Annotated in this window: 23 protein-coding genes; 18 read left to right on the top strand and 5 right to left on the bottom strand. The window is 54.8% G+C overall.

Annotation, left to right across the window (positions count from 1 at the left end):
* Window positions 1-117 precede the first annotated feature (117 nt).
* A complete protein-coding gene (locus ACIDEJ_RS10515; protein ID WP_411988029.1) occupies window positions 118-1,419 on the top strand; it encodes a mechanosensitive ion channel family protein in 1,302 nt (433 codons plus the stop codon).
* A 47-nt stretch (window positions 1,420-1,466) separates the two neighbouring features.
* On the opposite strand, the gene ACIDEJ_RS10510 is transcribed toward ACIDEJ_RS10515, so the two are convergent.
* Both ACIDEJ_RS10510 and ACIDEJ_RS10505 read right to left on the bottom strand, forming a co-directional pair.
* Window positions 1,467-2,228: an NRDE family protein gene (locus tag ACIDEJ_RS10510; protein WP_411988028.1), complete on the bottom strand. Its 762-nt coding sequence runs from the start codon at window positions 2,226-2,228 to the stop codon at window positions 1,467-1,469.
* A 52-nt stretch (window positions 2,229-2,280) separates the two neighbouring features.
* Window positions 2,281-3,825: a metal transporter gene (locus ACIDEJ_RS10505; protein WP_411988027.1), complete on the bottom strand. Its 1,545-nt coding sequence runs from the start codon at window positions 3,823-3,825 to the stop codon at window positions 2,281-2,283.
* Between the two features lie 173 nt (window positions 3,826-3,998).
* Here ACIDEJ_RS10505 and ACIDEJ_RS10500 point away from each other — a divergent pair, with 173 nt between their 5' ends.
* From ACIDEJ_RS10500 to ACIDEJ_RS10490, 3 genes are all read left to right on the top strand, one after another.
* A complete protein-coding gene (locus ACIDEJ_RS10500; RefSeq protein WP_411988026.1) occupies window positions 3,999-4,592 on the top strand; it encodes a YhgN family NAAT transporter in 594 nt (197 codons plus the stop codon).
* Window positions 4,593-4,730: 138 nt separating this feature from the next.
* The gene (locus tag ACIDEJ_RS10495) at window positions 4,731-5,054 is read left to right on the top strand and encodes a hypothetical protein (protein ID WP_411988025.1); all 324 of its coding nucleotides are present in this window, start codon (window positions 4,731-4,733) and stop codon (window positions 5,052-5,054) included.
* Window positions 5,051-7,639: an immune inhibitor A domain-containing protein gene (locus tag ACIDEJ_RS10490; protein ID WP_411988024.1), complete on the top strand. Its 2,589-nt coding sequence runs from the start codon at window positions 5,051-5,053 to the stop codon at window positions 7,637-7,639. Before ACIDEJ_RS10495 ends, ACIDEJ_RS10490 begins: the two co-directional genes overlap by 4 nt.
* Here the strand turns inward: ACIDEJ_RS10490 and ACIDEJ_RS10485 are convergent.
* Window positions 7,636-8,208, bottom strand: a complete 573-nt coding sequence (locus ACIDEJ_RS10485) for a chorismate--pyruvate lyase family protein (RefSeq protein ID WP_411988023.1) — start codon at window positions 8,206-8,208, stop codon at window positions 7,636-7,638. The two genes, ACIDEJ_RS10490 and ACIDEJ_RS10485, sit on opposite strands and share 4 nt — an antisense overlap.
* A 100-nt stretch (window positions 8,209-8,308) precedes the next feature.
* On the opposite strand from ACIDEJ_RS10485, the gene ACIDEJ_RS10480 reads away from it, so the two are divergent.
* Together ACIDEJ_RS10480 and rlmF are read left to right on the top strand one after the other, a co-directional pair.
* Window positions 8,309-8,731: a flagellar basal body-associated protein FliL gene (locus ACIDEJ_RS10480; RefSeq protein WP_411988049.1), complete on the top strand. Its 423-nt coding sequence runs from the start codon at window positions 8,309-8,311 to the stop codon at window positions 8,729-8,731.
* 3 nt (window positions 8,732-8,734) lie between these two features.
* Window positions 8,735-9,718 carry a 23S rRNA (adenine(1618)-N(6))-methyltransferase RlmF gene (gene rlmF / locus ACIDEJ_RS10475; RefSeq protein WP_411988022.1) on the top strand — a complete coding sequence of 328 codons (984 nt, stop codon included), beginning with the start codon at window positions 8,735-8,737 and terminating at the stop codon, window positions 9,716-9,718.
* A gap of 64 nt (window positions 9,719-9,782) precedes the next feature.
* Here the strand turns inward: rlmF and ACIDEJ_RS10470 are convergent, their stop codons facing one another.
* Together ACIDEJ_RS10470 and ACIDEJ_RS10465 are read right to left on the bottom strand one after the other, a co-directional pair.
* Entirely contained in the window at window positions 9,783-10,688 is a 906-nt protein-coding gene (locus ACIDEJ_RS10470; RefSeq protein ID WP_411988021.1) for a substrate-binding domain-containing protein, read from the bottom strand.
* The gene (locus ACIDEJ_RS10465; RefSeq protein ID WP_411988020.1) at window positions 10,688-11,536 is read right to left on the bottom strand and encodes a formate dehydrogenase accessory sulfurtransferase FdhD; all 849 of its coding nucleotides are present in this window, start codon (window positions 11,534-11,536) and stop codon (window positions 10,688-10,690) included. The genes ACIDEJ_RS10470 and ACIDEJ_RS10465 overlap by 1 nt, the downstream gene beginning before the upstream one ends.
* Before the next feature lie 300 nt (window positions 11,537-11,836).
* Here ACIDEJ_RS10465 and ACIDEJ_RS10460 point away from each other — a divergent pair, with 300 nt between their 5' ends.
* The 12 genes from ACIDEJ_RS10460 (at window position 11,837) to ACIDEJ_RS10405 (ending at window position 25,393) form a co-directional block, all read left to right on the top strand.
* On the top strand, window positions 11,837-12,292 hold the full coding sequence (locus ACIDEJ_RS10460; protein WP_411988019.1) for a DUF3305 domain-containing protein: 456 nt from the start codon (window positions 11,837-11,839) through the stop codon (window positions 12,290-12,292).
* On the top strand, window positions 12,292-12,912 hold the full coding sequence (locus ACIDEJ_RS10455; RefSeq protein WP_411988018.1) for a DUF3306 domain-containing protein: 621 nt from the start codon (window positions 12,292-12,294) through the stop codon (window positions 12,910-12,912). The genes ACIDEJ_RS10460 and ACIDEJ_RS10455 overlap by 1 nt, the downstream gene beginning before the upstream one ends.
* A 152-nt stretch (window positions 12,913-13,064) precedes the next feature.
* Window positions 13,065-14,741 (top strand): 4Fe-4S binding protein, encoded by a 1,677-nt coding sequence (locus ACIDEJ_RS10450; protein ID WP_411988017.1) that lies wholly within the window; start codon window positions 13,065-13,067, stop codon window positions 14,739-14,741.
* Window positions 14,742-14,751: 10 nt separating this feature from the next.
* Entirely contained in the window at window positions 14,752-15,408 is a 657-nt protein-coding gene (locus tag ACIDEJ_RS10445) for a TorD/DmsD family molecular chaperone (RefSeq protein ID WP_411988016.1), read from the top strand.
* Between the two features lie 76 nt (window positions 15,409-15,484).
* Window positions 15,485-15,685, top strand: coding sequence for a twin-arginine translocation signal domain-containing protein (locus ACIDEJ_RS10440; RefSeq protein WP_411988015.1), 201 nt, complete (start codon window positions 15,485-15,487; stop codon window positions 15,683-15,685).
* A gap of 18 nt (window positions 15,686-15,703) precedes the next feature.
* Window positions 15,704-18,553 (top strand): molybdopterin-dependent oxidoreductase, encoded by a 2,850-nt coding sequence (locus ACIDEJ_RS10435; protein ID WP_411988014.1) that lies wholly within the window; start codon window positions 15,704-15,706, stop codon window positions 18,551-18,553.
* Window positions 18,554-18,580: 27 nt separating this feature from the next.
* The gene (gene fdh3B / locus ACIDEJ_RS10430) at window positions 18,581-19,180 is read left to right on the top strand and encodes a formate dehydrogenase FDH3 subunit beta (RefSeq protein ID WP_411988013.1); all 600 of its coding nucleotides are present in this window, start codon (window positions 18,581-18,583) and stop codon (window positions 19,178-19,180) included.
* A gap of 45 nt (window positions 19,181-19,225) precedes the next feature.
* Complete coding sequence (locus ACIDEJ_RS10425) at window positions 19,226-20,233, top strand: formate dehydrogenase subunit gamma (RefSeq protein WP_411988012.1); 1,008 nt, start codon at window positions 19,226-19,228, stop codon at window positions 20,231-20,233.
* A gap of 434 nt (window positions 20,234-20,667) precedes the next feature.
* The gene (locus tag ACIDEJ_RS10420; RefSeq protein ID WP_411988011.1) at window positions 20,668-20,865 is read left to right on the top strand and encodes a formate dehydrogenase; all 198 of its coding nucleotides are present in this window, start codon (window positions 20,668-20,670) and stop codon (window positions 20,863-20,865) included.
* An 18-nt stretch (window positions 20,866-20,883) separates the two neighbouring features.
* The gene (locus ACIDEJ_RS10415; RefSeq protein WP_411988010.1) at window positions 20,884-23,736 is read left to right on the top strand and encodes a formate dehydrogenase subunit alpha; all 2,853 of its coding nucleotides are present in this window, start codon (window positions 20,884-20,886) and stop codon (window positions 23,734-23,736) included.
* A 29-nt stretch (window positions 23,737-23,765) separates the two neighbouring features.
* Complete coding sequence (gene fdh3B / locus ACIDEJ_RS10410) at window positions 23,766-24,335, top strand: formate dehydrogenase FDH3 subunit beta (RefSeq protein ID WP_411988009.1); 570 nt, start codon at window positions 23,766-23,768, stop codon at window positions 24,333-24,335.
* Between the two features lie 47 nt (window positions 24,336-24,382).
* Complete coding sequence (locus ACIDEJ_RS10405; RefSeq protein WP_411988008.1) at window positions 24,383-25,393, top strand: formate dehydrogenase subunit gamma; 1,011 nt, start codon at window positions 24,383-24,385, stop codon at window positions 25,391-25,393.
* The last annotated feature ends 287 nt before the right edge of the window (window positions 25,394-25,680 follow it).

Genomic DNA, 25,680 nt, shown 5'->3' with positions numbered 1-25,680 from the left:
AAATACGAAGAAAGGGCGCAATAACGGTTCCAACGGAGCTGGCAGAGCGATTAAAATAGCAGGCAATTGCACTGATACATGTCAAAACCGACAGGGCACATGGATGGCTGGGAGAGCATGATCTTGGAAAAAGATTTTCGTGAGTTGTTTACCGATTGGCTGACCAGAATCGGGGTGGACAGTGACCCGTCCAGTTGGCTGTCAACCGCCGTATTGGTGGCCATTAGCCTGCTGCTGGCCGGGATCACCTATATGGTGATCCGTCGCGGCGTGGTGCGGGCGATGAACATCATGATTGAGCGATCCAAAGCCTCTTGGGATGACATTTTCCTGCGGCACAGGGTGCTGGAAAAACTGTCATTACTGGCACCGGCCATCGTGTTGAATTTTCTGGTGCCGGTGGCGCTTAGCGGCCATCAGCTGACCAATGCCCTCGTGGATAAACTGCTCAGTGTCTGGCTAATTGTGGTGATGGTGCGGGCCTTGTATGCGGCGCTGGATGCGGCCAATGAGGTGGCGGATGTCAAAATGATCAGCCGGCGTTTGCCCATCAAGAGTTTTGTGCAACTGTTCAAGCTGTTCCTGTTCTTTGTTGCCTTGATTGTGTGTATCTCGGTGCTGGCCGATCAGTCGCCGGTGTACTTCCTCAGCGGCTTGGGTGTGGCCACCGGCTTGGTGATGTTGGTGTTTAAAGACACCATCTTGGGCTTTGTGGCGGGCATTCAGTTGGCGGCTAACCGCATGGTCAGCCCCGGTGACTGGATTCAGATGGACAAATACGGCGCTGATGGCGCGGTAGAGGAGGTGTCCCTGACGACGGTAAAAGTGCGTAACTGGGATAAAACCATCACCATGATCCCGGCATATGCGCTGGTGTCGGATGCCTTTCGCAACTGGCAGGGAATGTCGGAGTCTGGCGGCAGACGCATCAAGCGTGCGATTAACATCGACATCAATTCCATCCGTTTCCTGACGGAAGAAGACCGCCTGCGGCTGGCAAAAATCAATTATCTGAAAGAATACCTGCCCAAGAAAATCCATGAATTGGGGGAGTCCAACGCCTGTGTATCGGATATGGACATGCCGGTGAACGGACGGCGCCTCACCAATGTGGGGACATTTCGGGCCTATCTGGTGGAGTATTTGCGCCATCACGACAAGGTGCATCAGGACATGACCTTAATGGTGCGGCAACTGGCTCCGACCACGGAAGGACTGCCGCTGGAGCTGTATATTTTCACCAACGATACCCGCTGGATATATTACGAGGCGATTCAGTCGGATATCTTTGATCACATCTTTGCCATTTTGCCCCAGTTTGATTTGCGGGCATTTCAGGCACCTACCGGAAACGACATTCGCAGCCTGCGCCACCATGGCGGGCAACCGGCGCAAATGTCGCCCTCCCGCGACCACTGATATTGCCAAGCTCACGGGCCGCCGAGGAAATCGCCGGCCCCTGTTGTTTATGAAGGGAGCAGGCTGAACTGAAAACGGTGGCGTTCACACGCTTGGGCGTTTGGGGCATAGCGTACTTCCAGAAATTCCACATTGCCCGTGCGATGCTGCAGTAACACAGTGGTGCTGCGGGTACCGTAATCCGGGTGCTGGATGAAGATGGAAGAGAGTTTCTGCTCCCATGCCCGGTCAATGCCGGTGGTGGGCAGTTGTCCGGCATTGGCCTGGGTTTCATCCCGCATGATGTCCAGCAATGTGTTGCTATTGACGGTTTGTTGCCGCCCAATCAATTGCTGCAACGCCTGGGTGCCACGGGCCATTTTTGGCCAGATGTCATCCAGTGCGCCATTGCTGATGGCATGGTACCCCGGTGTTAACGGCTGGATCTGACCGCTGAGGCTATTGCAGCAAAAAAGGCCATTGGCAGAGCCATAAAGCAGGTTGAAAGGATTGTACTCTTGCCGGTGTTGCCGGAGCCATTGTGCCGTGATGCCGTGGCGCAGGGCATTAATCACCAGTGCGCCCCGGCTGGGGCAATTGTCGCGCAACAGGTGCGGGGCGCGGATGTTGGTCAGTGCCGCAATGGCGCCTTGGCGGTTAATGCCCAGCCAGCTACCGCCAGCGGTTAAATCTTTGCCGGCCAGCAGCTGTGGCTGCCCGGGCCAGAAATGCGCCGCTTGGGTGGGGCGTTGATGGTATTCATCCCGGTTGGCGCAGAGGATCAGCGGATAATCCGGGTGCTGCTGCAACGCAATAAACAGAATGCACATAACGACTCCTTGTCAGGCGTAAAGCCTCGGTGGCGCCTATCAACCGCTTCGCTTAATGATGGTGCCCCGCATGGTGGTGATGCTCTGCTGCATGATGGGTATGGTTTGCCAGTTGCGGTTTCAGGGCTGTGAGAAACCGCCTAGGGCCTTGTCGCAACAGGCTGATGGCAAACAGGACGGCGAGCAATGACACGGCGCCCAATGACAGTCGCGGCATGGCCGGTAACAAGAATTGCCATTGGGGATGCCAGTATGCGGCAATTAACAGCGGCAGTGCCAACAGCAGCAAGGCCGCCATTTTTTGCAGCAGCGACAGGCGCCGCAGTTGGGCAATGCTCAGCAGTTGGGCGGCGCACAATGCCATCATCAGCGCCGGTGGATTCCAGCCACTATAGGCAAGCGTGGCCGCAAGCACGGTGCTGCCAAGGGGGCTGAACTGTAATGGAATGAACACCAGCGCCAGCACGGCTACCTGTACCCAGTCATTATTGAGCGGCACCGACGGGTGACCAATCAGGTTTGCCAGTAACAGGCTTAAGACAATCCAGGGCGCGCTGCGATCCATCCCGTAGCTGAAGCCAAAGTCCAGCGCCCGGGTTTGGACCGGGGGCAAGTCCACTACCGCAGGGGCTTTAAGAAGGGTCAGCACTCCGCCGATACACAACAGCGTGCACAGTTGGATAAGGGCATACACCGGGCCGAGCAACAGCAAGGTCAGCAAAATCACTTCGGGGCTGGCAAGGCGTTGTAACCATTGCAGCAAGGGGCGTTGTGTCTCTGGCCGCAGCCCCAGCGCGTAACGGCCGGCGGCCAGGGCGTGGGCCAGCAGCAGTGCCGGGGCCAGCATCAGCAGCCAGTCAAGCAGCTGAACGGTGTCATGGCGGTGGGCATGTGCCGCATGGTCCCCGGAGTCCATCAGCATCAAAATGGTCAGCAATCCCAGCCCCAACAGGCTGCCAAGCCCGGCATGCAACTCATAGCGGCTGCTGCCGGTTGCCTCATTGCCATGGGGTTGATGCAATACCACGTGTAAAATGGAGCCGGTGACAAAGGCTTGCAAGTAAACGGTATTATCCATGCTCAAATGGTTCAGCAGCTGCTCGCCCGCCATATAGCCCACGGTGGTGAGCAGCATCATCAGTGTCAGTACGGTCCAGGCCCATCTGGCACCGGCGTGGGGTTTCAGTAGCCACCATATTGCCAGCCCCACCGGAAAGCGGTGCAATATCACGCCCAGTGCCAGCAGGCTGTAATCACTGTGTTGTTGTGCCAGCACCATGGCGCCGCCATCGGTAATGGTATGCAGCAACAGGCCAATGATGCCCAGTACCAGGGTGACATTGTGGGTCAGTTCCGAATAGCGGTGGAACAGCCGTTCACTGGCCGATGGCCCCCAAAGTCCCAGCAATACGAACAGCAATGCCAGTATGCCGCCGTGCTCCAGCAGCTCCGGCAGGATGTGTACCAGTACCAGGCCACCCAAGGAGACAAAAATGAAGCCGTCCAACCCCTTGTGCAGACCACTTCCTGAAGATAACCAACGATAGCAAAGTGGCCCGAGCAAGAGGGCTATACAGCTGGCAACGAGGTATAACATGGGCACCGTCATCGAAATGGAAAAGCGTTATAGTATAACAAGCGCATTGAAAATGAGCAGCAGGTAATTGGGGGTTTGGCCGCGAAAAATATCCCGGCAAATAGTGCCGAATTTCCCCGGAAAAACCTATACAATATGCCCCACTTTATTGATTTTTACTGATCTGACAAACCATGGATATTCTGTCTGCTGCCGTAATGCTGTTCCTGATTATGGATCCGCTGGGGAACCTGCCAGTGTTTGCCTCCATATTGCGGCATATCGAACCTAAAAAGCGCCGTCGGGTGCTCATCCGCGAACTGGTGTTTGCCCTGATCATCATGCTGATGTTTTTGTATGCCGGTGAAGCCATCCTGAATTTTCTGAACCTGCGGTCTGAAAGTGTCAGTATTGCCGGCGGCATCATTCTGTTCCTGATTGCCATTCGCATGATTTTCCCGCAACCGGGCGGCATTGCCGGCTTGGCCGCCGGGGAAGAGCCCTTTATTGTGCCGATGGCCATTCCCCTGATGGCCGGGCCCTCCATTCTGGCGGCGTTGATTTTATTGGCGCACACCGATAACAGCAAAATGATGGAATGGACCGTGGCCTTGCTGTCCGCCTGGGCGGCCAGTGCGGTGATTTTGCTGTTTTATGAACTGTTCAACAAACTTCTGGGTGATAAAGGGCTGACCGCCGTAGAGCGGCTGATGGGGATGGTGCTGGTGATGATTTCAGTGCAGATGTTCCTCGATGGCGTGGCCCGTTATCTGTCAGCGGTCAATTAATTCCCTCACCGAACAGCCGGGCGCTGCATGCCCCGGCTGAATTAAACCTGAATAAGTTTACACTTTCAGTGTGAACCGCTTGTCTTGCATGATTGTCTACAGTTAATGTGATGTTCATAAAATGTTATGGGGAATTCTGTGGCCAATCGCATACCCTTGGTGTGGTTACCCGCCGTTTTGTGGCTAACCGGCGCCAGTGCTTGTCAATCTTCCATGCCCGAGCCTGAGCGCGCATCCCATGCCGACACCGCCCAAGCCGCCCCCCGTGAGGGCGTGGCGCCCTTGGTGCCATGTGGCAGCGGGGCGCCTCACATCGACAGGGAAAAACTGCATCAGTTGTTACTTGAGCAGGGGATGATTACCCCGGAAATGACGCCCCAGCAACAGCAGCAGATCCTCAACGATTATATCCGCCAACGTCAGCAGGCTTACAAAAAATGTAAGCAGGAGCCTAAGCCATGAAGCGTGGAGTTTTACATTGTTTTGTGAGTGGCATTGCCTTGTGGGGCGCCAGTACCATGGTGACGGCGGCCCCTACGCCACGGGATGGTGCGATTGCCAATCCACAACAGATCCTCTACTGGCTGGAAAAACGCGGCGAGTTGGCTGCCAATGCCTCAATAGCCCAGCAGCAACAGGCTTTGGCGGATTATATGCAAGGCGGGCGCCTGTCCAAAACCCATCAGAAACAAGTGCAGGAATACCATCGCCTAAGGGATGGGGCATTTGCACGCAGCCAGCAGGTCAATCGCGGCAAACTGCAGCGGGTGGCCGCCAGTGGCGCTGATGTCAGCAAAACCGTAAAGGTGTTGGCGGTTTTGGTGGACTTCCCCGATTTACCCTATAACAGCAACCGGCTGACAGCGGCCGACACGCAAATGTTTTACGCCAGCTATCCGGCAACCCATTACCGGGATTTGCTGTTTTCTACGGCGGGATTTAACGGCCCTTCAGGGCAGCAGCTCACTTCTGCCTATCAGTATTACCAAGCGGTATCGGGCAACAGTTTCCATTTCACCGGTGATGTAAAAGGCTGGTTTAGGGCGGCCCATGATGCAGCCTATTACGGCGCCAATGATCCGGATAATGACGACAGCGACATGCGGGTGACAACCCTGGTAGAAGAGGCAGTGGCCCAGGCAGCGGCTAGCATGTCTGCCACTGAGCTGGCGTCATATGATGTGGAAGACCCCTACGATTTGGACGGTGATGGCAATCTGGATGAAGCCGACGGCATTATTGATCATGTGATGGTATTCCACTCCAGCATTGGGGAAGAAGCCGGTGGCGGCGTATTGGGGGCGGATGCCATCTGGTCGCACCGCTATTTCGTGACCTCCAGCAACAGCTTTTACGGGCAGCCGATCCCGGGTACCAGCAAACGGGTTTTTGGCTACACCATTCAGCCCATCGATTCTGCCGTGGGCGTGTGTGTGCATGAGTTCGGCCATGACTTGGGATTACCGGATGAATACGATACCAGCAGTAATGGTGACGGGGAGCCGGTGGGTTCCTGGTCATTGATGTCAAACGGCAGTTGGACAGGTTCTCCTGCCGGTGCCGCACCTACGGGTTTTAGCCCCTACGCCAGGGATTTTTTGCAGCAACGTTATCAGGGACGCTGGCTCAATGCCCAGACCATTGATTATGCATCGCTGACCGCGCAAGGCCGCGATGTGACACTTTATCAGGCAACCGATGCCGACAGGCTGAACCAGCTGGAAATCACCCTGCCTGCTGGCGAGGTGGCCCTAAGCGCTCCATATGCGGGCAATTACCAATACTATTCCGGACGGGGCAACGAGCTGAATCATGCCTTGTCTTTTGAGGTGCAGTTACCCGTAAGCTCCAATGTACGGCTTACCATGCAGGCCAGATGGGACATGGAAGAGGAGTTTGACTACGGGCAACTGCTGGTGGATGGCGTGGCCATTGCGGGGAATTACACCCGCAGTTCCAACAGTGCCAATAGCGCCAGAAACATCATTACCGGCGAATCGGCCAGTTTGCCGGCTGCTGACGGCCATGGCTGGGTGACGCTGGATTTTGATTTAAGCGCGTATGCCGGAGCGAAAAAGCAGATCAGCCTGATTTATAAAACCGACGAGTCCATCAGCGGTGACGGGATCCAGATTGACAATATCCGCATCAGTGACGACGCATCGGTGATTTTTGCCGATGATGCTGAGCAGCATAATGAGGCGCTGCAATTGACCGACTTTATCCGCACAGGTGACAGCCGCCCGGGAAAGGGCCGAAGTTATCTGGTGCAGTTACGCAGTCACGGGGGCATTGACAGCGGCCTGAAATTAGCAGGATATGACCCCGGGGTGCTGGTGTGGCTACGGGATGAGGATCAGGATGACAACAATGTGCAGCAGCATCCAGGCGAGGTGTTCATTGGGGTGGTGGATGCGGATCAGCAACTGATCAGTGGTCAGCCCACCTTGGTGCAAATACACGACGCAGCGTTCAGTTTTTACGATCAGCATGACTATCAAGGTGATACGTCGCTTACGGCGAACAGCACGTTTGATGACCGGGAGGATTACAGCGCCCCTCAAATGCCCCAAGCGGGCATTAAGTTGCCTGCTCTAGGAGTGAAACTGGAGATTATTTCCCAAGAGACCGATTCCAGCATGGCCACGGTGCGGATCTCCCGGGTGACGGCAACAGATGGCGGTGACGATACGCCAGAGGTGTTACCCCTCACTGCCCGGATTAACGTGGACCAGCAGGGGCAGAATGTCAGTTTCAGCAGTCAGGCAAGCGGCGGCGTGGCGCCTTACCGTTATCAGTGGCAACTGGGCGATGGCAACGGCAGCACGCTGGCTACAGTGAGCCATACCTATGCTGCGGCTGGCAGTTACAACGTTACCCTTACCATTACCGACAGCAATAACAGCACCAGCAGTGCCAACGCCACGGTGGTGGTTACCATTCCATCCCCCAATGTGACGCCCGCAAGCAGCTCAGGTGGTGGCGGGAGCATGGGCATGGCATGGCTGCTTGGCCTTTTGGCCGTGGCATTGGGACGCCGCCGTTAGGCCGTTGTGGCCGTCATTGCCAGGGGCGGCTGTTTTACCGCCTCCGGCAGGAAAAATTCCGCCACAATCAAGCGTTGCCCATGATAGTGAAAATGCCGTCTTCGGCCATAAATGGGCTGGGATGACAGTTGCCCCAACACGTTGCTTAAATGGCGTATATGGCCGTTTTCCGGGGCTTTGGCCCATTCGGTGTCACCGGCAATAAAATCATCACCGGTAAACAGCAACTCCCCCAGGGGGCGCTTGCCAAGCTGCAGCAGTTGCTGCTGTGCCAGTGCCGTGGGTGCCAGCGTGCGGGCATAAACCCAGGGGCGGTTATCCAGGCACAGTAACACCTCCCTTACCCATAACTGGGCGCAAGGCTCGGGCCATTCACCGGCAAGCGGCGCCAGTACGGCTTCGCCCAGTACGTGAACCTCAAAGCGTGTTCCATGGCGGCGCAAGTGCCGGGTAAGGCTGCCGGGCAGCGCCAGCCATTGACGCTGGCATTGCCCGGGCTCGGGGAGTTGGCAGGGGGCAACCCATTGGATAATATCGCCAAAAGGGAAGCCAGAACTGGTCAGATTCATCAGATAGCCGATACAATAGGATAACCCTTGGAGTTTACCATGGGCGTTGCTGATGCTGAACCTCAGAGATGTCAGTTACCAACGGGAGTGGTGCCATCACATGAAGAAAATACTGTTATGTTTATCGCTGTTATGGATGGGCGGCATTTTGCCGGCTGGCGCAGCGGAGAATGACCAGTCTCAGGCCGCCGCCGTGAGCGATAGTTATGCCTATTACGGATTTGAGCCGGAAATCGTCACCAACTACATCTCTAACCGCAAAAAACTCGGCTTTGTGCGGATCAGCGTCGAATTGATGGTGAAAGATCAGCAGGACCTGCTCAGCATTCAGCACCATGACCCTTTGCTGCGGGCTGCCATTGTGGAAATTTTGGGAAACCAGACCGAAGACAAAATAAAATCCCTCACCGGCCGTGAAGACATCCGCCGCGAATGTTTTGAAACCATTAATCGCCTGTTGCAGCATGAAACCGGCAAAAAAATAGTGGTGAACCTGTTATTTACCCGTTATCTGTACGACTGAACCATGATCGACTCTCCAACACCTGCACTGCGGCGTGAGAAAGGACTGCATCCGCGCAACCGGCACCGTCAGGGATATGATTTCGCCGCACTGGCACGGCACCTGCCAGTATTGAAAAAACATCTTGTCACCACGGCTTATGGCCAGTTATCCATTGATTTTGCAAAACCTGCCGCGGTAAAAGCGCTGAATCAGGCATTGCTTGGTTATCACTATGGCATCCGCCATTGGGACATCCCGGCCGGTTATCTTTGCCCGCCGGTGCCCGGTAGGGAAGATTACCTGCATCAACTGGCAGACTTGCTCTCTGAGGGCGGCACGCCCCCGAAAGGTTCACAGGTGACGGCGCTGGATATCGGCACCGGTGCCAATGGCATTTACCCGCTTTTGGGTGCTGCTATCTATGGCTGGCACTTTGTTGGCAGTGACATTAACCGCAAGGCTTTGCAGCACCTGCAACCGATTCTGGCGCACAATCCCAAGCTGGCCAAATGCATCAGTTTACGGCTGCAGCCCAAGCCGCAACAGATTTTTGCCGAGGTGATCCAGCCCGGTGAATCGTTTGACGTCACCCTGTGTAATCCCCCGTTTCACCGCTCGGCAGCCGAGGCCAGCCAGGGCAGCCAACGCAAATTGCGGAATCTGGCCGCCAACCGGGGAGTAAAAGCGGCTCCCAAGCACGAGGCAAAATCCCCTTTACTCAATTTTGGCGGGCAGGCCAATGAGCTGTGGTGTAGTGGCGGCGAGGCGGGCTTTTTGCAGCGGATGATCCATGAAAGCAAGCACTATGCGGCCCAGGTGTTATGGTTCACGTCCCTGGTGTCCAAGGCGGAGCATTTACCCACTTGCAAACGCTGGCTGGCACAACAGCAGGTACAGGCGGTGAAGGTGCTTGAGATGACCCAAGGCAACAAACAGACGCGGATTTTGGCCTGGAGTTTTCTGGATGAAAAAAGCCGCCGCAGTTGGCGACGGCTCAAGGTGTAATCTGCTGTCCTTTGCTTTTAGCCCCATGACAGAGGCTTCATGGGCGCAAGGGGATGTCAGGGATTTATTCCGGGCTCCAAAGCAGTTGTCCGCAGTCGGTAAGATCATATCCCCCCAACTGGGCCGCCATTTGCCGGGAAGGGGCACTTGCCAGCAATTTGAATAACTGCTGCAGTTGCCGGCGAAAGTAGATGCCCTGGGGCATGACAAAATCGAACGATTCGGTCAGCAGCGGTACAAATCCCAAGCCGCTCTCCATCGCCACCGCCTGGCAACCAAACCCGATGTCGGCATCGCCTCGGGCCAAGTATCCCGCCAGCTCTCGCTCGCTATAGGCGGTGATCACCGTATTGAGGTCTTTCAGGGTAGCGCCGCGCTTGATTAGCCAGTGCTCCAGGTGCTGCTGGCTGCCAGCGCCGCCCTGACGGCTGACCCAGCGCCATGGCAGGCTCAATACCCGCGCCTCCTCCTGACACTGATGGTGCAGCTCCGGACGCACAATCAACCCCTGTTGCCGGTTATAGCCATGGACCATAATCCACTGCTGGTGGTTTGGATAACCTTTCAATAGGGCCGTGTGGCGGATATTGCGCTCCTCGGCACTGCCCCAGTGAAGGGTGCACACATCCGCATACCCCTTGGACAACAGCTCCAACCCCAGCCGTGAGCCGGTGGCGCTGTAACTGATAAGTTCCCGGCTACCCACTTCTGCCATCAGCCTGGCAACCTGCATGGACAATAAGGGATCATCACTGCCGGTGATTAACAGCCGGTCAGACAACATGCCGCTGTGGCAGGAGTCCATCAGCCAGCGATCGATGAGGATTTTGGGGAATAACCACTTTCCGGTGATTTTTGTGGCAGGCAGCATGCGATCGTTGGCCATGGCATAGACCTTTTTTTCATTCAGATCCAAATACTCTGCTACCTGCTTGGCACTCATGTAGACCAGCTCACTGGGTTCGGTCATTATTTCTCCTGCGCAACCTGATGATTAACCGTTGGGATCTCGTCAAAGACAATGTTCTGGGCGCCATGATACACCAGAAAATGGCGGCCTTTCGCGCGGGCGATCATGGTAATTCCCAGCTGTTGTGCCAGTTCCAGCCCCATTTGGGTAACTCCGCTGCGGGACAATAATACCGGAATGCCCATTTTGGCCACCTTGATGACCATCTCCGAGGTTAAACGGCCGGTGGTATAGAAAATCATGTGGCCACCGGGTTGTTGCTGCAGCCACATTTCACCTGCCAGGGTATCCACCGCATTATGGCGTCCCACATCTTCCACAAAAGCGCGAATGCTTTCGCCTTCGCAAACACCGCAACCATGCACCGCACCGGCATTTTTATAGGTGTCGTTATATTGGGCAATGTTGCGCAGCAGGCGGTAAATCATGCTTTGTGTCAGTTTTGGGGTAGGTAAGCTGATATTGTCCAGCCCGTCCATGAATCCGCCGTAAACCGTCCCTTGGCCACAGCCTGTTGTCACGGTTTTTTCTGCCAATTTGCTCTCCAGATTGGCGATTTTTTCGTGGCTGATAACGGCGGCGGAGTTTACCTCCCAGTCCACAATAACGGACTCCAGTTGGGTTACATCACTGATAAATCCCTGATTTTTCAAATACCCGAGGGCTAACTCTGCTGGCCTGGCGCCCAATGTCATCAGCGTGACGATGGGTTGCCAGTTCAGGTACACCGTTAGCGGGCGTTCACAGGCAACGGCTTTTTGCTGCACATTACCGTTTTCATCCACGGCGGTGACATTTAACGTCAGCGGCACTTCCGCAGAGGTTTTTATCAAATGCAAAGGAGGCATGGCCAGTCTCATATCAACATTGCTGCACTGAGCATAGCAGCACCAGAAGTCATGGCATGAAGCAAAAAGTATTCCTACCCCCAAATGTGCGGATAAATGCGTGATCCGCCGCAACTCTCTGTAACCTCAAGATATATATTGTGCAAAGTGTCAAAGGCAGTGCGACATAATGTCCGTGGTTCAGGCCAAAATAGCCGATCGCCTTCAAAGAATTTTTGATTTTTCATCTGGTTTGGTTTTTGCATGGGCCTGTGGTTTACCTTGTAACCCGAAAAAAATGACTCGGGAGGAAGAATTCTTATGCAACATACTCAAAGTGTATGGCCCATGTACGTCTCACTGAAAAAAGTGGAAAAACAGGTTGGGCGCTGGTTGTCTGAAAGTTGGGAGCTGGATCAGGTAGTACCCGCTTCCCAAGATGCACCAGAAGGTGGCCAGCTGGTGCTGTTGGAGCTGTTTTTGGATGAACGGGCCAGTTATCGCCTGAATCTGGATATGGATAATCCCATGCTCTATGTTGTTTGTGATGAAACCGAAGACGGCACCTGGATACCCGCCGCCATTTCTGCCGATCAAAACGTGGCGGCAGGCTGCCTGGAAGGGGATACGCCAGTGCTGAATATGGTCATGCCTGAGGCGGTTGCCTGCTGGATAGAAGCCTTTATTGCCGAGCATGGCGAGGTGGAAATCTGCGCTCATCGCCGCAAGCACGTGAATCGCCGTAAGGAAGTGGCTGAAGAACAACGGAGGCACTAATGGCTGAAACCCGTAGTTTTCTGAGTCGTTGGGCGCTGCGCAAACAGCAGGCCCAGGGAGGCGAGTTACCTGCTGAGGAGGCGGAAATCAGCGCCAGCAAGACCCCCTCTGAAGCGGAATTGGTGGCAGATGCTGACGTTATCGATGAGGCGCCGACAGCGGCGGAAATTGCATCCGAACCCGAGACTGACACCCCGGAATCACTGCTGACAGCCGAGGATTTGCCCGATCCTGACAGTATTGAAATCGGTGGGAGTTTTGCCAGTTTTATGGCCAATAATGTTGACCCTAACGTTAAGAAAAACGCCTTGCGGGCTTTATGGAAGCAACCTCATTTCAGTGAGATTGACGGCATGATGGAATACGCCCTTGATTACAGCTGCCAGCCCACCCTGAGCGCAGAAGTGTCCAGTGAACTGGCCAAAAAGGTCTTCCGTCATCTGCTGGATAATGCGGATGAAGAAACCACTGAGCTGGCTGACGCTGAGTCTTTGCCGCCGGCCACTGAGGCGCTTGCATCAGCGACACCTGCCATCTCGGACAATTTGGACGAGGAACCTGTGGCCGATAGCCAAAATGCTACATTTACAGAGGAAAAACCGGACGACAGAGTTGTTTAACGTCAGTTTAGCAGTATCTGAATACCATAATTTTGGTATGTGAATTGCTGATAATTTTAACGAATCAGACTGTGGTAAATTGCAAAATTTAATAATAAAAGCAGACAGATACTAATAACCGCCATAGTCAAAAACCTGTTCAGGAACGCAAAGTGAGCAATAGTGTGAGCAATAGCCCGGCCCAGCAAGCGCTGCGGCAGGTACGCACTGAGGTGCAACAGCAAACCCGGATTTTGCAAAATCTCATCCCACCCACGGTCAGTTACGCCGCAGAGGGTAACGTCTTGGTGATTGGGCCGGAGGATCTTGCACGACTGGCTGCGGACAAATTGTCCAGCATGGCCGGCCGGGTCATTTTGGCCAACGAAGCCATTACCAGCCAGGATGAATCCCATCTTGAGCGGGTGATGGCCGCTGCCGAAGACGTCGAAACTTATTACAACAACATATTGTCCATCAAGGGGTTTTTAGGACAATTCCAAGTGACCGTTGAGCAAGACGGTAACGCGGCGGCCTTGAGCATGGTGGCGCTGCGCAAAGCGCATTTTGATCTGATCCTGGACATGAGCCAAGCGCCCATTATCCAGCTGGAAATGCTGCCGCCCGGTTATTTTTATGTGGGTCAGGATGCCGACAAACTGGCGCAGGCACTGGAAGAGCTGCCACAGATGGTGGGGCAGTTCGACAAACCGCGCTACGTTAAAATCAATGCGGACATCTGCGCCCATTACCGCAACGGGATTAACGGTTGCAACCGTTGCCTGAATTTCTGTCCGGCGGATGCCATCAAGAGCATAGAGCAACAGATAGAAGTCGATCCTTATCTGTGCCACGGTGCGGGAAGTTGCAGCAATGCCTGCCCTACCGGTGCCCTGTCTTACGATTTACCCACCCCTCAGGCCTTGCACTCCTACTTGCATAAGCTGATAAGCCGCTTTTTGGCACAAGCATCTACCGCGCCGGTCATCCTGTTTCATGATGCCGCCCAGGGAGCCGCTCTGATAAACAATGAGCTGCCGGGTGAGGTACTGCCGGTGGCGCTGGAAGAGATCACCGTGGCCGGCATGGATCACTGGCTGGGCGCGTTGGCCTGGGGAGCCCGTCAGGTACTGGTGCTCAACACCGCCGCCACCGCCCCCAGTTTGACCCAAATGCTGCAAGGCGAGCTGTCTTTCAGCAACACGCTGCTGCGGGAAATCGGTCAGCCTGAGCGGCTCACTTTGATCGATGAGCCGGAACTGGCCAACCTGTGGCCACTGCTGGCACAAAGCGGTGAGTGGCCGTTGACGCCTCCGGCGGAATTTGCCGCCACCGATAAGCGTGACACCTTGTTTGCCGCGCTGGATTATCTTAACCAGCAGGCCGGGCAGGTAACAGACTGGCTGGCACTGAGCCATGTGCCTTTTGGACAGGTAAAAGTGGACAGCGACGCCTGCACTTTGTGCATGTCTTGCGTGGCAACCTGCCCTCCCCAGGCATTGCTGGATGGTGGCGACAAGCCTGCCCTGTATTTCCGGGAGCAGGATTGTGTGCAGTGTGGGCTGTGTGAAGCCGCATGCCCTGAAAAAGCCATCAGCTTGCTTTCTGGCGTGAATCTTGATGCCACTGCCAGACAACAGCAGCAAACACTAAAAGAAGAAGCTCCGTTTGAATGTATTCGCTGCGGAGCCCCATTTGCGACCCAATCCATGGTGCAGCGGATGCTGGAGATGGTCGGAACCCACAGTGCTTTCAGTGCGCATCTGGATCGCCTGAAAATGTGTGGGGATTGCCGGGTGAAGGACATGTTTGAAGAAATCCTTGATGACCCGGAAAAGCAACTGAGATAAGAGAGCCGTTATGACCGAAATCACAAAGCAACCATCTGAAAACGATCAGCTCCGGGCCGACATCTATCAGCTGCTGGCCGCCTTGCTGCGGCGCGAGCCTACTCAGGAGTTGTTGCAATTCCTGGCCCATCTGGATGTGGATGCCAACGAAGATAACGAGATGACCCGCGCCTGGCTGGCGCTCAAGCTGGCGGCTTCCCAGTTCACCCCCGAGCAATTGCGGGATGAATATTTTGACCTGTTCATTGGGGTTGGGTCCGGTGAAATCCTGCCTTACGGCAGTTGGTTCATGACCGGTTCACTCATGGACAAACCCCTGGCACTGCTACGGCAGGATTTGATGCAGCTGGGCTTTGAACGTCAAGAAGACGTGAAAGAGCCTGAAGACCATGTGGCGGCGTTATTTGAAGTCATGAGCGTATTGATTCTGGAAATGCCGGCACATCAGCAGCTGGCGTTTTATCGGCGCCATATCGGCAGCTGGATTGTGCGCTTTTTCGATACCCTGTCTCACTGCCAGAGTGCCGCATTTTATGCGGTGGTGGCCCAGTTGGGACGGGCCTTTTTTGAAACCGAAATCGCTGAATTTGAACGGCTGGTGCTCAGCACTCCGGTGGTGGATGCCTCCGATGTTCAGATTCAACCGAAAGCCAGTGAAATGGCTTGATTCATCCTGCTGTGAACCTGCAGCAGACCCAGGGGTGGGGGCTTGCTCCCGCTCAATTTAAACACAAGGAGACGCTATGAAGAAGCAAGCTTCCGATATGGGTCGCCGTCAACTGCTCAAAGCGTTGGCTGTTGGTAGTGCTGCCGGGGTGGTAGCCACTGTTAGCGGTCAGGCAACAGCAGCTGCACCAGAAGCCTCGCCAGAGCCGAAGTTGCAAGACGGTTACCGTGAAACTCAGCATATCCGCAGTTATTACGACACTTTACGTAATAAATGATAAAAAGGAGTGTGTAAGATGCGATTAAATCGTACATCCCAACAGGTCCCTGTTGCTGAAACGGCCACGCTGGGCTTGAACCGCCGGCAATTCCTCAAGTCTGCCGGATTGGCGACCGGGGGCATTGCCGCTGCGTCCATGCTGGGTGCGGGCATGATGCGCCGGGCCGAGGCCAAAGACGTGCCTCATGATGCACCCATAGAGGTGAAGCGTACCATCTGTTCCCACTGCGCTGTGGGCTGTGGCCTTTACGCTGAAGTGCAAAATGGCGTGTGGACCGGCCAGGAGCCGGCATTTGATCATCCCATCAACCGTGGTGGTCACTGTGCCAAAGGCGCCTCGTTGCGGGAAGTCGCCCACGGCGGCAAGCGTAACAAGTATCCCATGAAGCTTGAAGGCGGCAAGTGGAAACGCCTGAGCTGGGAACAGGCCATCAATGAAATCGGCGACAAGATGCTGAAAGTTCGTGAAGAATCCGGGCCAGACTCCGTATACTTCATGGGCAGCGCCAAGTTCTCCAACGAACAATCCTATCTGTACCGCAAATTGGCGGCCATGTGGGGCACCAATAACGTCGACCACTCAGCCCGTATTTGTCACTCTACCACTGTAGCCGGTGTGGCCAACACCTGGGGTTACGGTGCGCAAACCAACTCGTTCAACGACATGCATAATGCCAAGAGCATTATTTTTGTCGGGTCAAACCCCAGTGAAGCCCACCCGGTTGCCATGCAGCATGTGCTGGAAGGTAAAGAGCGCGGCGCTAAAGTCATTGTGGTTGATCCACGTTTCACCCGTACTGCAGCCAAGTCTGACGAGTACGTGCACATCCGCCCCGGTACCGATATTCCGTTTATTTACGGTTTGCTGTGGCATATTTTTGAAAACGGCTGGGAAGACAAAGAGTTCATTGCATCCCGGGTGTACGGCATGGAACGCATTCGCGATGAAGCGGCCAAGTTCCCGCCAGAAGAAGTGGCCAACATTACCGGTGTTGCCAAAGAGCAGATGTACCGGGTTGCCAAAATGCTGGCAGATAACCGGCCAGGCTCCATTGTATGGTGCATGGGCGGTACCCAGCATCACGTCGGTAATGCCAATACCCGCGCTTACTGCATTTTGCAGCTGGCACTGGGCAACATGGGCGTAGTGGGCGGCGGTACCAACATCTTCCGTGGCCACGACAACGTACAGGGCGCGACCGACTTTGGTTTGTTGTTCGACAACCTGCCAGGGTATTACGGCCTGACTTCCGGCGCCTGGGGCCATTGGTCCCGCGTATGGGATCTGCCATCTGACTGGGTGGCCAGCCGTTTCGACCAGGGCGAATATCTCGGCCAGAAACCGCAAACCTCTGCGGGCATCCCTTGCTCTCGCTGGCACGATGGCGTGCTGGAAGACAAAAACAAAATCGCCCAGAAGGACAACATCCGCCTGGCATTTTTCTGGGGACAGTCCGTCAACACTGAAACCCGTGGCCGTGAAGTGCGTGAAGCACTGAACAAGATGGATACCGTGGTGGTGGTTGACCCCCATCCAACCATGGCGGCCATTATGCCCGAGCGTCAGGACGGCGTTTACATTCTGCCCGCCTGTACCCAGTTTGAAACTTACGGCTCGGTTACCGCCTCCAACCGCTCCTTGCAGTGGCGCGACAAAGTGATTGAACCGCACTTTGAATCCCTGCCTGACCACACCATCATGTACAAGCTGGCGAAAAAATGGGGTGTGGAAAAAGAGATGTTCAAACACATCAAGGTCAATGGCGAAGAGCCATTGGTGGAAGACATCACCCGGGAATTCAACCGCGGCATGTGGACCATCGGCTATACCGGCCAGAGCCCTGAGCGTTTGAAAGAGCACCAGAAAAACTGGGGCACCTTCGACTTTGATTCACTGGAAGCCCCCGGTGGCCCATGCAAGGGCGAAACCTACGGTTTGCCATGGCCATGTTGGGGCACGCCGGAGCAGAAACATCCCGGTACCCAAATCCTGTACCGTACCGACCGTGAAGTGCGTTTCGGCGGCGGTAACTTCCGCGCCCGCTACGGGGTGGAACATGACGGTGTGAGCATTCTGGCCGAAGGCACTTACTCCAAAGGCAGTGAAATCCAGGATGGTTATCCGGAATTTACTGACAAGATGCTCAAACAGCTGGGCTGGTGGGATGACCTGACCGCAGACGAGAAAGCCGCGGCCGAAGGGCGCAACTGGAAAACCGACCTTTCCGGTGGTATCCAGCGCGTTGCCATCAAGCATGGTTGCATTCCGTTTGGTAACGCCAAGGCCCGCTGTATTGTGTGGAACTTCCCGGACGACATTCCGTTACACCGCGAGCCTCTTTACACGCCGCGGCGTGATCTGGTGGAAAAATATCCCACCTATGAAGACCGCATGGTGGCGCGACTGCCAACGCTGTACAAATCCATTCAGCAACAGGACTTCTCCAAAGATTTCCCCATGATCCTGACATCAGGACGTTTGGTGGAATATGAAGGCGGTGGTGAAGAAACCCGCTCCAACCCATGGCTGGCCGAATTGCAGCAGGAGATGTTCATTGAAATGAACGCTGCTGATGCGGCTGACCGGGGCGTGCGCAACGAGGACGATGTGTGGGTACACAGTCCGGAAGGCGCCAAAATCAAAGTGAAGGTGATGGTAACGCCACGGGTACAACCCGGCGAATGCTTCATGCCTTATCACTTTGCGGGGATCTTTGAAGGTAAGAGCCTGGTAGACAAATATCCTGAAGGTACAGTGCCTTATGTACAGGGTGAGTCTGCCAACACCGTATTGACCTACGGCTATGACGTGGTGACTCAGATGCAGGAAACCAAAACCAGCCTGTGTCAGATCACCAAAGCCTGACCGTACTTGATGAGGAGATAAGCCACTATGGCAGTCATGAAATTCTTATGTGACACCAAGCGCTGCATCGAGTGTAACGGTTGCGTCACAGCTTGTAAAAACGAAAACGACTCCGCGCTTGAGTGGGGTATTCAGCGTCGCCGTGTTGTTACCATCAACGATGGTCAGCCAGGTGAAGCTTCCATCTCGGTTGCTTGTATGCACTGTACCGATGCCCCCTGTATGGCGGTCTGCCCGGCAGATTGTTTCTACCGTACGGAAGACGGCATTGTATTGCATAACAAAAACACCTGTATTGGATGTGGTTACTGCTTTTACGCCTGTCCTTTCGGGGCGCCTCAGTTCCCGAAAAAGACCGCTTTTGGCAGCCGCGGCAAAATGGATAAATGCACCTTCTGTGCTGGCGGGCCGGAGGAAACCTTCTCTGAGCGCGAACGCAAGCTGTACGGTGCCAACCGTATTGCCGAAGGCAAATTGCCCATGTGCGCCGAGCTGTGCTCCACCAAGGCGCTACTGGCGGGGGATGCCCAAGTGGTTTCGGGCGTTTACCGTGAGCGTATGGCGCGGCGGGGTGCCGGTCCAGACATGATTTGGGGTTATAACCCCAAGACTGGCGTGATCAACTAAGAGTGAACCGGGGCGGGGTAATGCCCGCCCTGGCGAGGAGTGACTATGGTAATCAAATCACTGCGTAGCCTGTTCGCTCTGATGTTGTTGGTCTGTGGCATGGGGCTGTCGGTGACGGCTTTGGCCGCTGATGAACAGTCCAGTCAGCAGCAGGCAACTGCGCAAACCAGCGAAGCCGACCTGTGGCGTGCGGTAAAATCCGGGGAATCCGGCTATACCACCGCTAAAGGGGTGGAGCGGGGCGTGTTGATTAACGTAAGCGGTGAGAAAGGGCGGGAGATCCGCAATAACTATGTAACCCCGGCAATGAGCATTGCGGTAGTGGGGGTATTTGGTGCTTTCTTGCTGTTTTACTTTGTTAACGGCCCATCGCGGTTAAGGGATGGTTTTTCCGGCAAAATGGTATTTCGCTGGTCAAAGGCCGACCTTATCCTCCATTGGTGTGTGGCCATCAGCTGCATGATCCTGATTTTCACCGGCCTGAATATCATGCTGGGCAAGCAGATAGTGCAGCCTTTGGTGGGAGAGGGCAGCAGCATTTGGGCGGCGTTAATCTATGGCTCCAAAACCATCCACGATTGGGTGGGGCCATTCTTCATCATCTGTTGGGTGATTTTGGTGGTGAAATGGATGCCCCATCAGCTGCTTAAAGGTTACGATTTTAAATGGTTCCTGACGGTAGGGGGCTATTTCAATATCGGGCCGCTCAAGGGACAACATCCTGACTCCGGCTTTGCCAACGCCGGGGAAAAAATGTGGTTCTGGACTCTGGTGATCTTCGGGCTGTTCATCTCCATTTCCGGTGTGATGATGGTGTTGCCCGGGCTGGATTTACCCCGGGAAGCCTCTTTGGCTGCACTATTGGTGCATGGCGTGAGTGCGGTACTGATCATCGCCTTCACCATTGTGCACATCTGGATGGCAACCGTGCTCAGTGAAGGCGGAATGGAGTGCATGGTGTCCGGGTATTGCGATGAAAACTGGGCCATGCAGCACCACAATCTGTGGTACGACGAAATCAAGGCCAATGGCACGCTGAAATACCGCGAATAACCGCCAGTTATGGCATGTTGCATCAAACACCCCGGCAAGTCCGGGGTGTTTTTTTGCCATGGCGTAAGCGGGCGGCTATCACTTGCCTTGCGTTATTTTCAATGACGGGTAAACAGGTGAAATCTGCCTGCTTTTTCATCACTTGCAAGGCTTGGGATGAGTGTTATTCTCTGAAACTATAAAAGGATTTCAGCCATAAAAAACATGATGTAACTAACGTTTTCCTCTTCTGTCAGGCAGGCGTCAGCCGTAAAACTGTGCCAGATCAAGATCAGTATTTTCACCCTCTCTTATATTGCTCCAGCCTCATAAAAAACCCGCTTCAATTAATTGAATTCTGGTTATTTTTTGGTCGGCTGCGGGGGTGTCCCACATTTCCCCGGTCGTGTTTTCCATCGCATCTGCAACAGATGCGCAAACCCAGGAGTAAGAAAGTGAAAGAGCAGAAGCCCGATCTGCAACGCAGATCCTTGCTGAAAGCCCTGACCATCAGCACAGCTGCCGGTGTAGCCGTTGCTGCTTCCCAGGTCACTGCGGCACCGGCAAATGAAGGCGTTGAAAACGCCACCTCCCATCAGGACGGTTACCGCGAAACCGCGCACATCCGTGATTATTACAACAGCCTGCGTTAACCCAGGAGAGATTAAGCGATGAAGTTAACTCGCACTTCCACTGTCGCGCCCCAGGCCGGCAACACACTGGGGATCAGTCGTCGCCAGTTTATGAAAAGCGCAGGGATTGCCACAGGTGGCATTGCTGCAGCATCATTTCTTGGCACTGGTATGATGCGTCGTGCCGAAGCGACAGAAGTCCCACATGATGCCCCCATTGAAGTAAAACGCACCATTTGTAGTGCTTGCGCCGTAGGTTGCGGTCTTTATGCCGAAGTTCAAAACGGCGTGTGGACCGGTCAGGAACCGGCATTTGATCATCCGTTCAATGCCGGTGGCCACTGTGCCAAAGGTGCCGCACTGCGTGAACACGGTCACGGTGAAAAACGCGTTAAATACCCCATGAAGCTGGAAGGCGGCAAGTGGAAACGCATCAGCTGGGAAACCGCCATTGATGAAATCGGCGATCAGATGCTGAAAATCCGCAACGAGTCAGGCCCGGATTCACTGTACTTCATGGGTAGCGCCAAGTTCTCCAACGAAGGCTGCTACATGTACCGTAAATTCGCTGCCATGTGGGGCACCAATAACGTCGACCACTCAGCTCGTATTTGTCACTCTACCACTGTAGCCGGTGTGGCCAACACCTGGGGTTACGGTGCGCAAACCAACTCGTTCAACGACATCCAGAATACCAAGGCGATTTTCTTCATCGGCTCCAACCCGGCAGAAGCGCACCCGGTATCCATGCAGCACATCTTGCTGGCCAAAGAGCGCAACAACGCCAAAATCATTGTGGTTGATCCACGTTTCTCCCGTACAGCGGCTCATGCCGATCTGCACGTGAACATTCGCCCCGGTACCGACATTCCGTTTATTTACGGCATGCTGTGGCACATTTTTGACAACGGCTGGGAAGATAAAACCTTTATCGAGCAGCGCGTATTTGCCATGGATGCCATCCGCAAAGAAGCGGCCAAGTTCCCGCCTGCGGAAGTGGCCAACATCTGTGGCATTACTGAAGAAGCCCTCTACAACACGGCCAAAATGATGGCAGATAATCGTCCGGGTACGGTTATCTGGTGTATGGGCGGCACCCAGCACCACATTGGTAACGCCAACACTCGCGCTTACTGCATTTTGCAGCTGGCCTTGGGCAACATGGGCGTTTCCGGCGGCGGTACCAACATTTTCCGTGGTCACGACAACGTGCAAGGCGCCACCGATTTGGGGCTGCTGTTTGACACCCTGCCGGGGTATTACGGCCTGACCACCGGCGCCTGGAAACACTGGACCCATGTCTGGGATCTGGAGTTTGACTGGGTGAAAGACCGCTTTGACAACGGTAACTATCTGGGGCGCGAACCCATGATCACCCCCGGGATCCCCTGTTCCCGCTGGCATGACGGGGTACTGGAAGACAAAGCCAAACTGGCCCAGCGTGACAACGTGCGCATGGCGTTTTTCTGGGGGCAGTCCGTCAACACCGAAACCCGTCAGCGCGATGTGCGTGATGCGCTGGACAAGATGGAAACCGTGGTGGTGGTTGACCCGGCGCCAACCATGGCCGGCGTGATGCACCGCCGTAAAGAGGGCGTTTACATCCTGCCGGCCTGTACCCAGTTTGAATCCCGTGGCTCCCTGTCCAACTCCGGTCGCTCCATCCAGTGGCGTGAGCAGGTGATTGAGCCATTGTTCGAGTCCAAAAACGACCTGGAAATCATGTATCGGCTTTCCAAGAAACTGGGCTTTGACAAGGAATACACCAAACGCATCAGCCTGGATGAAAAGGGCATTCCGTTAGTGGAAGACGTGACCCGTGAAATCAACCGTGGCATGTGGACCATCGGCATGAGCGGCCAGAGCCCTGAGCGTATCAAGCAGCACACCATGAATTGGGGCAGCTTCAGCAATAAAACCCTGGAAGCCGCTGGTGGCCCATGCAAAGGCGAAACCTACGGTTTGCCATGGCCATGCTGGGGCACGCCGGAGCAGAAACATCCCGGTACCCAGATCCTCTATAACACAAGCAAGCATGTCAAAGACGGTGGCGGTAACTTCCGTGCCCGTTATGGCGTGGAATACCAAGGGCAGAACATCCTGGCTGAGGGGTCTTACTCCAAGGGCAGTGAGATTCAGGACGGGTATCCGGAGTTCTCCGACAAGCTGCTCAAACAGCTGGGCTGGTGGGATGACCTGACAGAGGCTGAAAAAGCCGAAGCCGAAGGCAAAAACTGGAAAACCGACCTGTCTGGCGGCATTCAGCGGGTGGCCATCAAACACGGTTGCATTCCATTTGGTAATGCCAAAGCCCGCTGTATTGTGTGGACCTTCCCGGATCAGGTGCCTGTGCACCGCGAACCCTTGTATACCCCACGGCGGGATCTGGTCGCCAAATATCCCACTTACGAGGATATGCAGGTACACCGTTTGCCCACCCTGTACAAATCCATCCAGCAACAGGACATGACCGGCAAATACCCGCTGGCACTGACTTCCGGCCGTTTGGTGGAATATGAAGGTGGTGGCGAAGAGTCCCGTTCCAACCCGTGGCTGGCTGAATTGCAGCAGAACATGTTTGTGGAAATCAACCCCGCTGACGCTGCCGATCGCGGCATCCGCAACGGTGATAAAGTCTGGCTCGAAGGCGCCGAAGGTGGCCGCGTGCTGGTGCAGGCCATGGTAACGCCCAGGGTAAAACAAGGGGTCACCTGGATGCCTTATCACTTTGCTGGTGTGATGCATGGCGAAAGTCTGGAACCGAACTATCCGGAAGGCACAGTGCCATACGTGCTTGGCGAATCCGCCAACACCGCACTGACCTACGGTTACGATCCGGTCACCCAGATGCAGGAGACCAAAGCGTCCCTGTGCCAGATTGTCAAAGCCTGATAGCAGCGTAAGTGAGGAGAATTGCCACTATGGCTACCATGAAATTTTTGTGTGACACCAAACGCTGCATCGAATGTAACGGCTGTGTCACTGCTTGTAAAAACGAAAACGACTCCGCCCTGGAGTGGGGCATTCAGCGTCGTCGCGTCGTGACTTTGCACGATGGTGAACCCGGCGAAGCGTCAATCTCTGTGGCCTGCATGCATTGCAGCGATGCGCCTTGCATGGCCGTGTGCCCGGCAGACTGCTTCTATCGCACCGAAGACGGTGTGGTGCTGCATAACAAAGACAAGTGCATTGGCTGTGGTTACTGCCTGTACGCCTGTCCTTTTGGTGCACCGCAGTTTCCCAAGAAGGGCGCCTTTGGTGCCCGCGGCAAGATGGACAAATGCACCTTCTGCGCTGGCGGCCCGGAAGAGAACTTCTCTGAAGCCGAACGCAAAAAATACGGCGCTAACCGCATTGCCGAAGGCAAATTGCCCATGTGTGCCGAACTGTGCGCCACCAAAGCCTTGCTGGCCGGTGATGCACAAGTGGTTTCAGGCATCTACCGTGAGCGTGTGGCTTACCGCGGTGCCAATAACGGCGCTTGGAAGTAAGACGGAGATAACCGGCTCACGTTGTGGGCCGGTGAGAGAGGTTTTCAATGAACAAATGGTTCAAACAACTGGGTTTGGCTATGGCACTGCTGTTCAGTGCCGTCAGCCTTGCCGATACTGCCCCGGCGCCAGCGCCCGAGGCGGTAGTGGCTGCAATGCAGGCCCAGCAATCGGAATATTCACAACTGTGGAGCGAACTCAAGGAGGGGGCAACCGGTTACACCACCTCCGATAGCCAGTTCCACAACCAGCCCATCAACAGCTATGATCCGCGGGTACTGGAGCTGCGCAGCAGCTGGCTGGCCCCGGGGCTGATGTTGGCGCTGTTTGGCATGATCATCGTGTTTGCGTTGTTTATCATGGTGAACGGCATTTCCAAACTGCACCACGGGTTTTCTGGCAAAATGGTACATCGCTGGTCAAAACTGGATGTTTCCATTCACTGGTTGGGGGCGATTCCCTGCCTGACGTTAATCCTCACCGGGTTGACGTTACTGGCCGGACGCTTCTTCCTGCAACCTTGGGTGAGTGAAGGCTTTTGGGCCACCATGGTGTATTTTGCCAAGCAGGTGCACAACGTGATGGCCATTCCTTTCATGTTCGGCTGGTTGCTGATGACCCTGCTATGGGCCAAAAACCAGTTGCCCAAAATGTATGACGTGAAATGGTTCATGGTGGTGGGGGGGTACATTAATTTCGGCCCCTTCAAAGGCAAACATCCGGATGCAGGGTTTGCCAACGCCGGGGAAAAAATGTGGTTCTGGACATTTGCACTGTTCGGGCTGGTGATTTCAGCCTCCGGCATGTTGCTATTGTTCCCGAACCTGTTTGAGCCCAGCCGCACCCTGAGCCTGGTGTCGCTTATTCTGCACTCCATCAGTGCCATCATTATCTGCGCATTTTCCATTGTGCATATTTTCATGGCCACCGTGATGTCTGAAGGCGGCATGGAATGCATGGTCTCCGGCTATTGCGATGAAAACTGGGCCACCCAGCATCACAATCTGTGGTTTGACGAAATCAAGGCCAACGGCACGCTCAAATACAGAAAAGCCTGATCCAGATCTCAGATCAAGATCCCATAATCCGAGCCGCGTATCACACGCGGCTTTTTTATGCCACCTGGCTAGCAGTTTTCACTTTGGCAATTGACATTTATTCACATTCGCTAAAATATGGCGACCTTAACAAAAGATGGGTGCCGGAGCTGCTAGGCAGCGTTAAATTTTAGCCAGTTCACGTTTTAAGGAAAGCTTAACCTGTACCCTTGCACCCTCAAGACACCGCCTTGGATAATCACTAACTTGTTGTGGTATTTAAGGATTATGTAATCCAGACAGGAATC

Origin of the sequence: Shewanella mytili, assembly GCF_046765975.1 — a bacterium.
Taxonomy (GTDB): domain Bacteria; phylum Pseudomonadota; class Gammaproteobacteria; order Enterobacterales; family Shewanellaceae; genus Shewanella; species Shewanella mytili.
The sequence above is the reverse complement of the archived record's forward strand: the minus strand, read 5'-3'. Positions and strand labels throughout refer to the sequence as shown.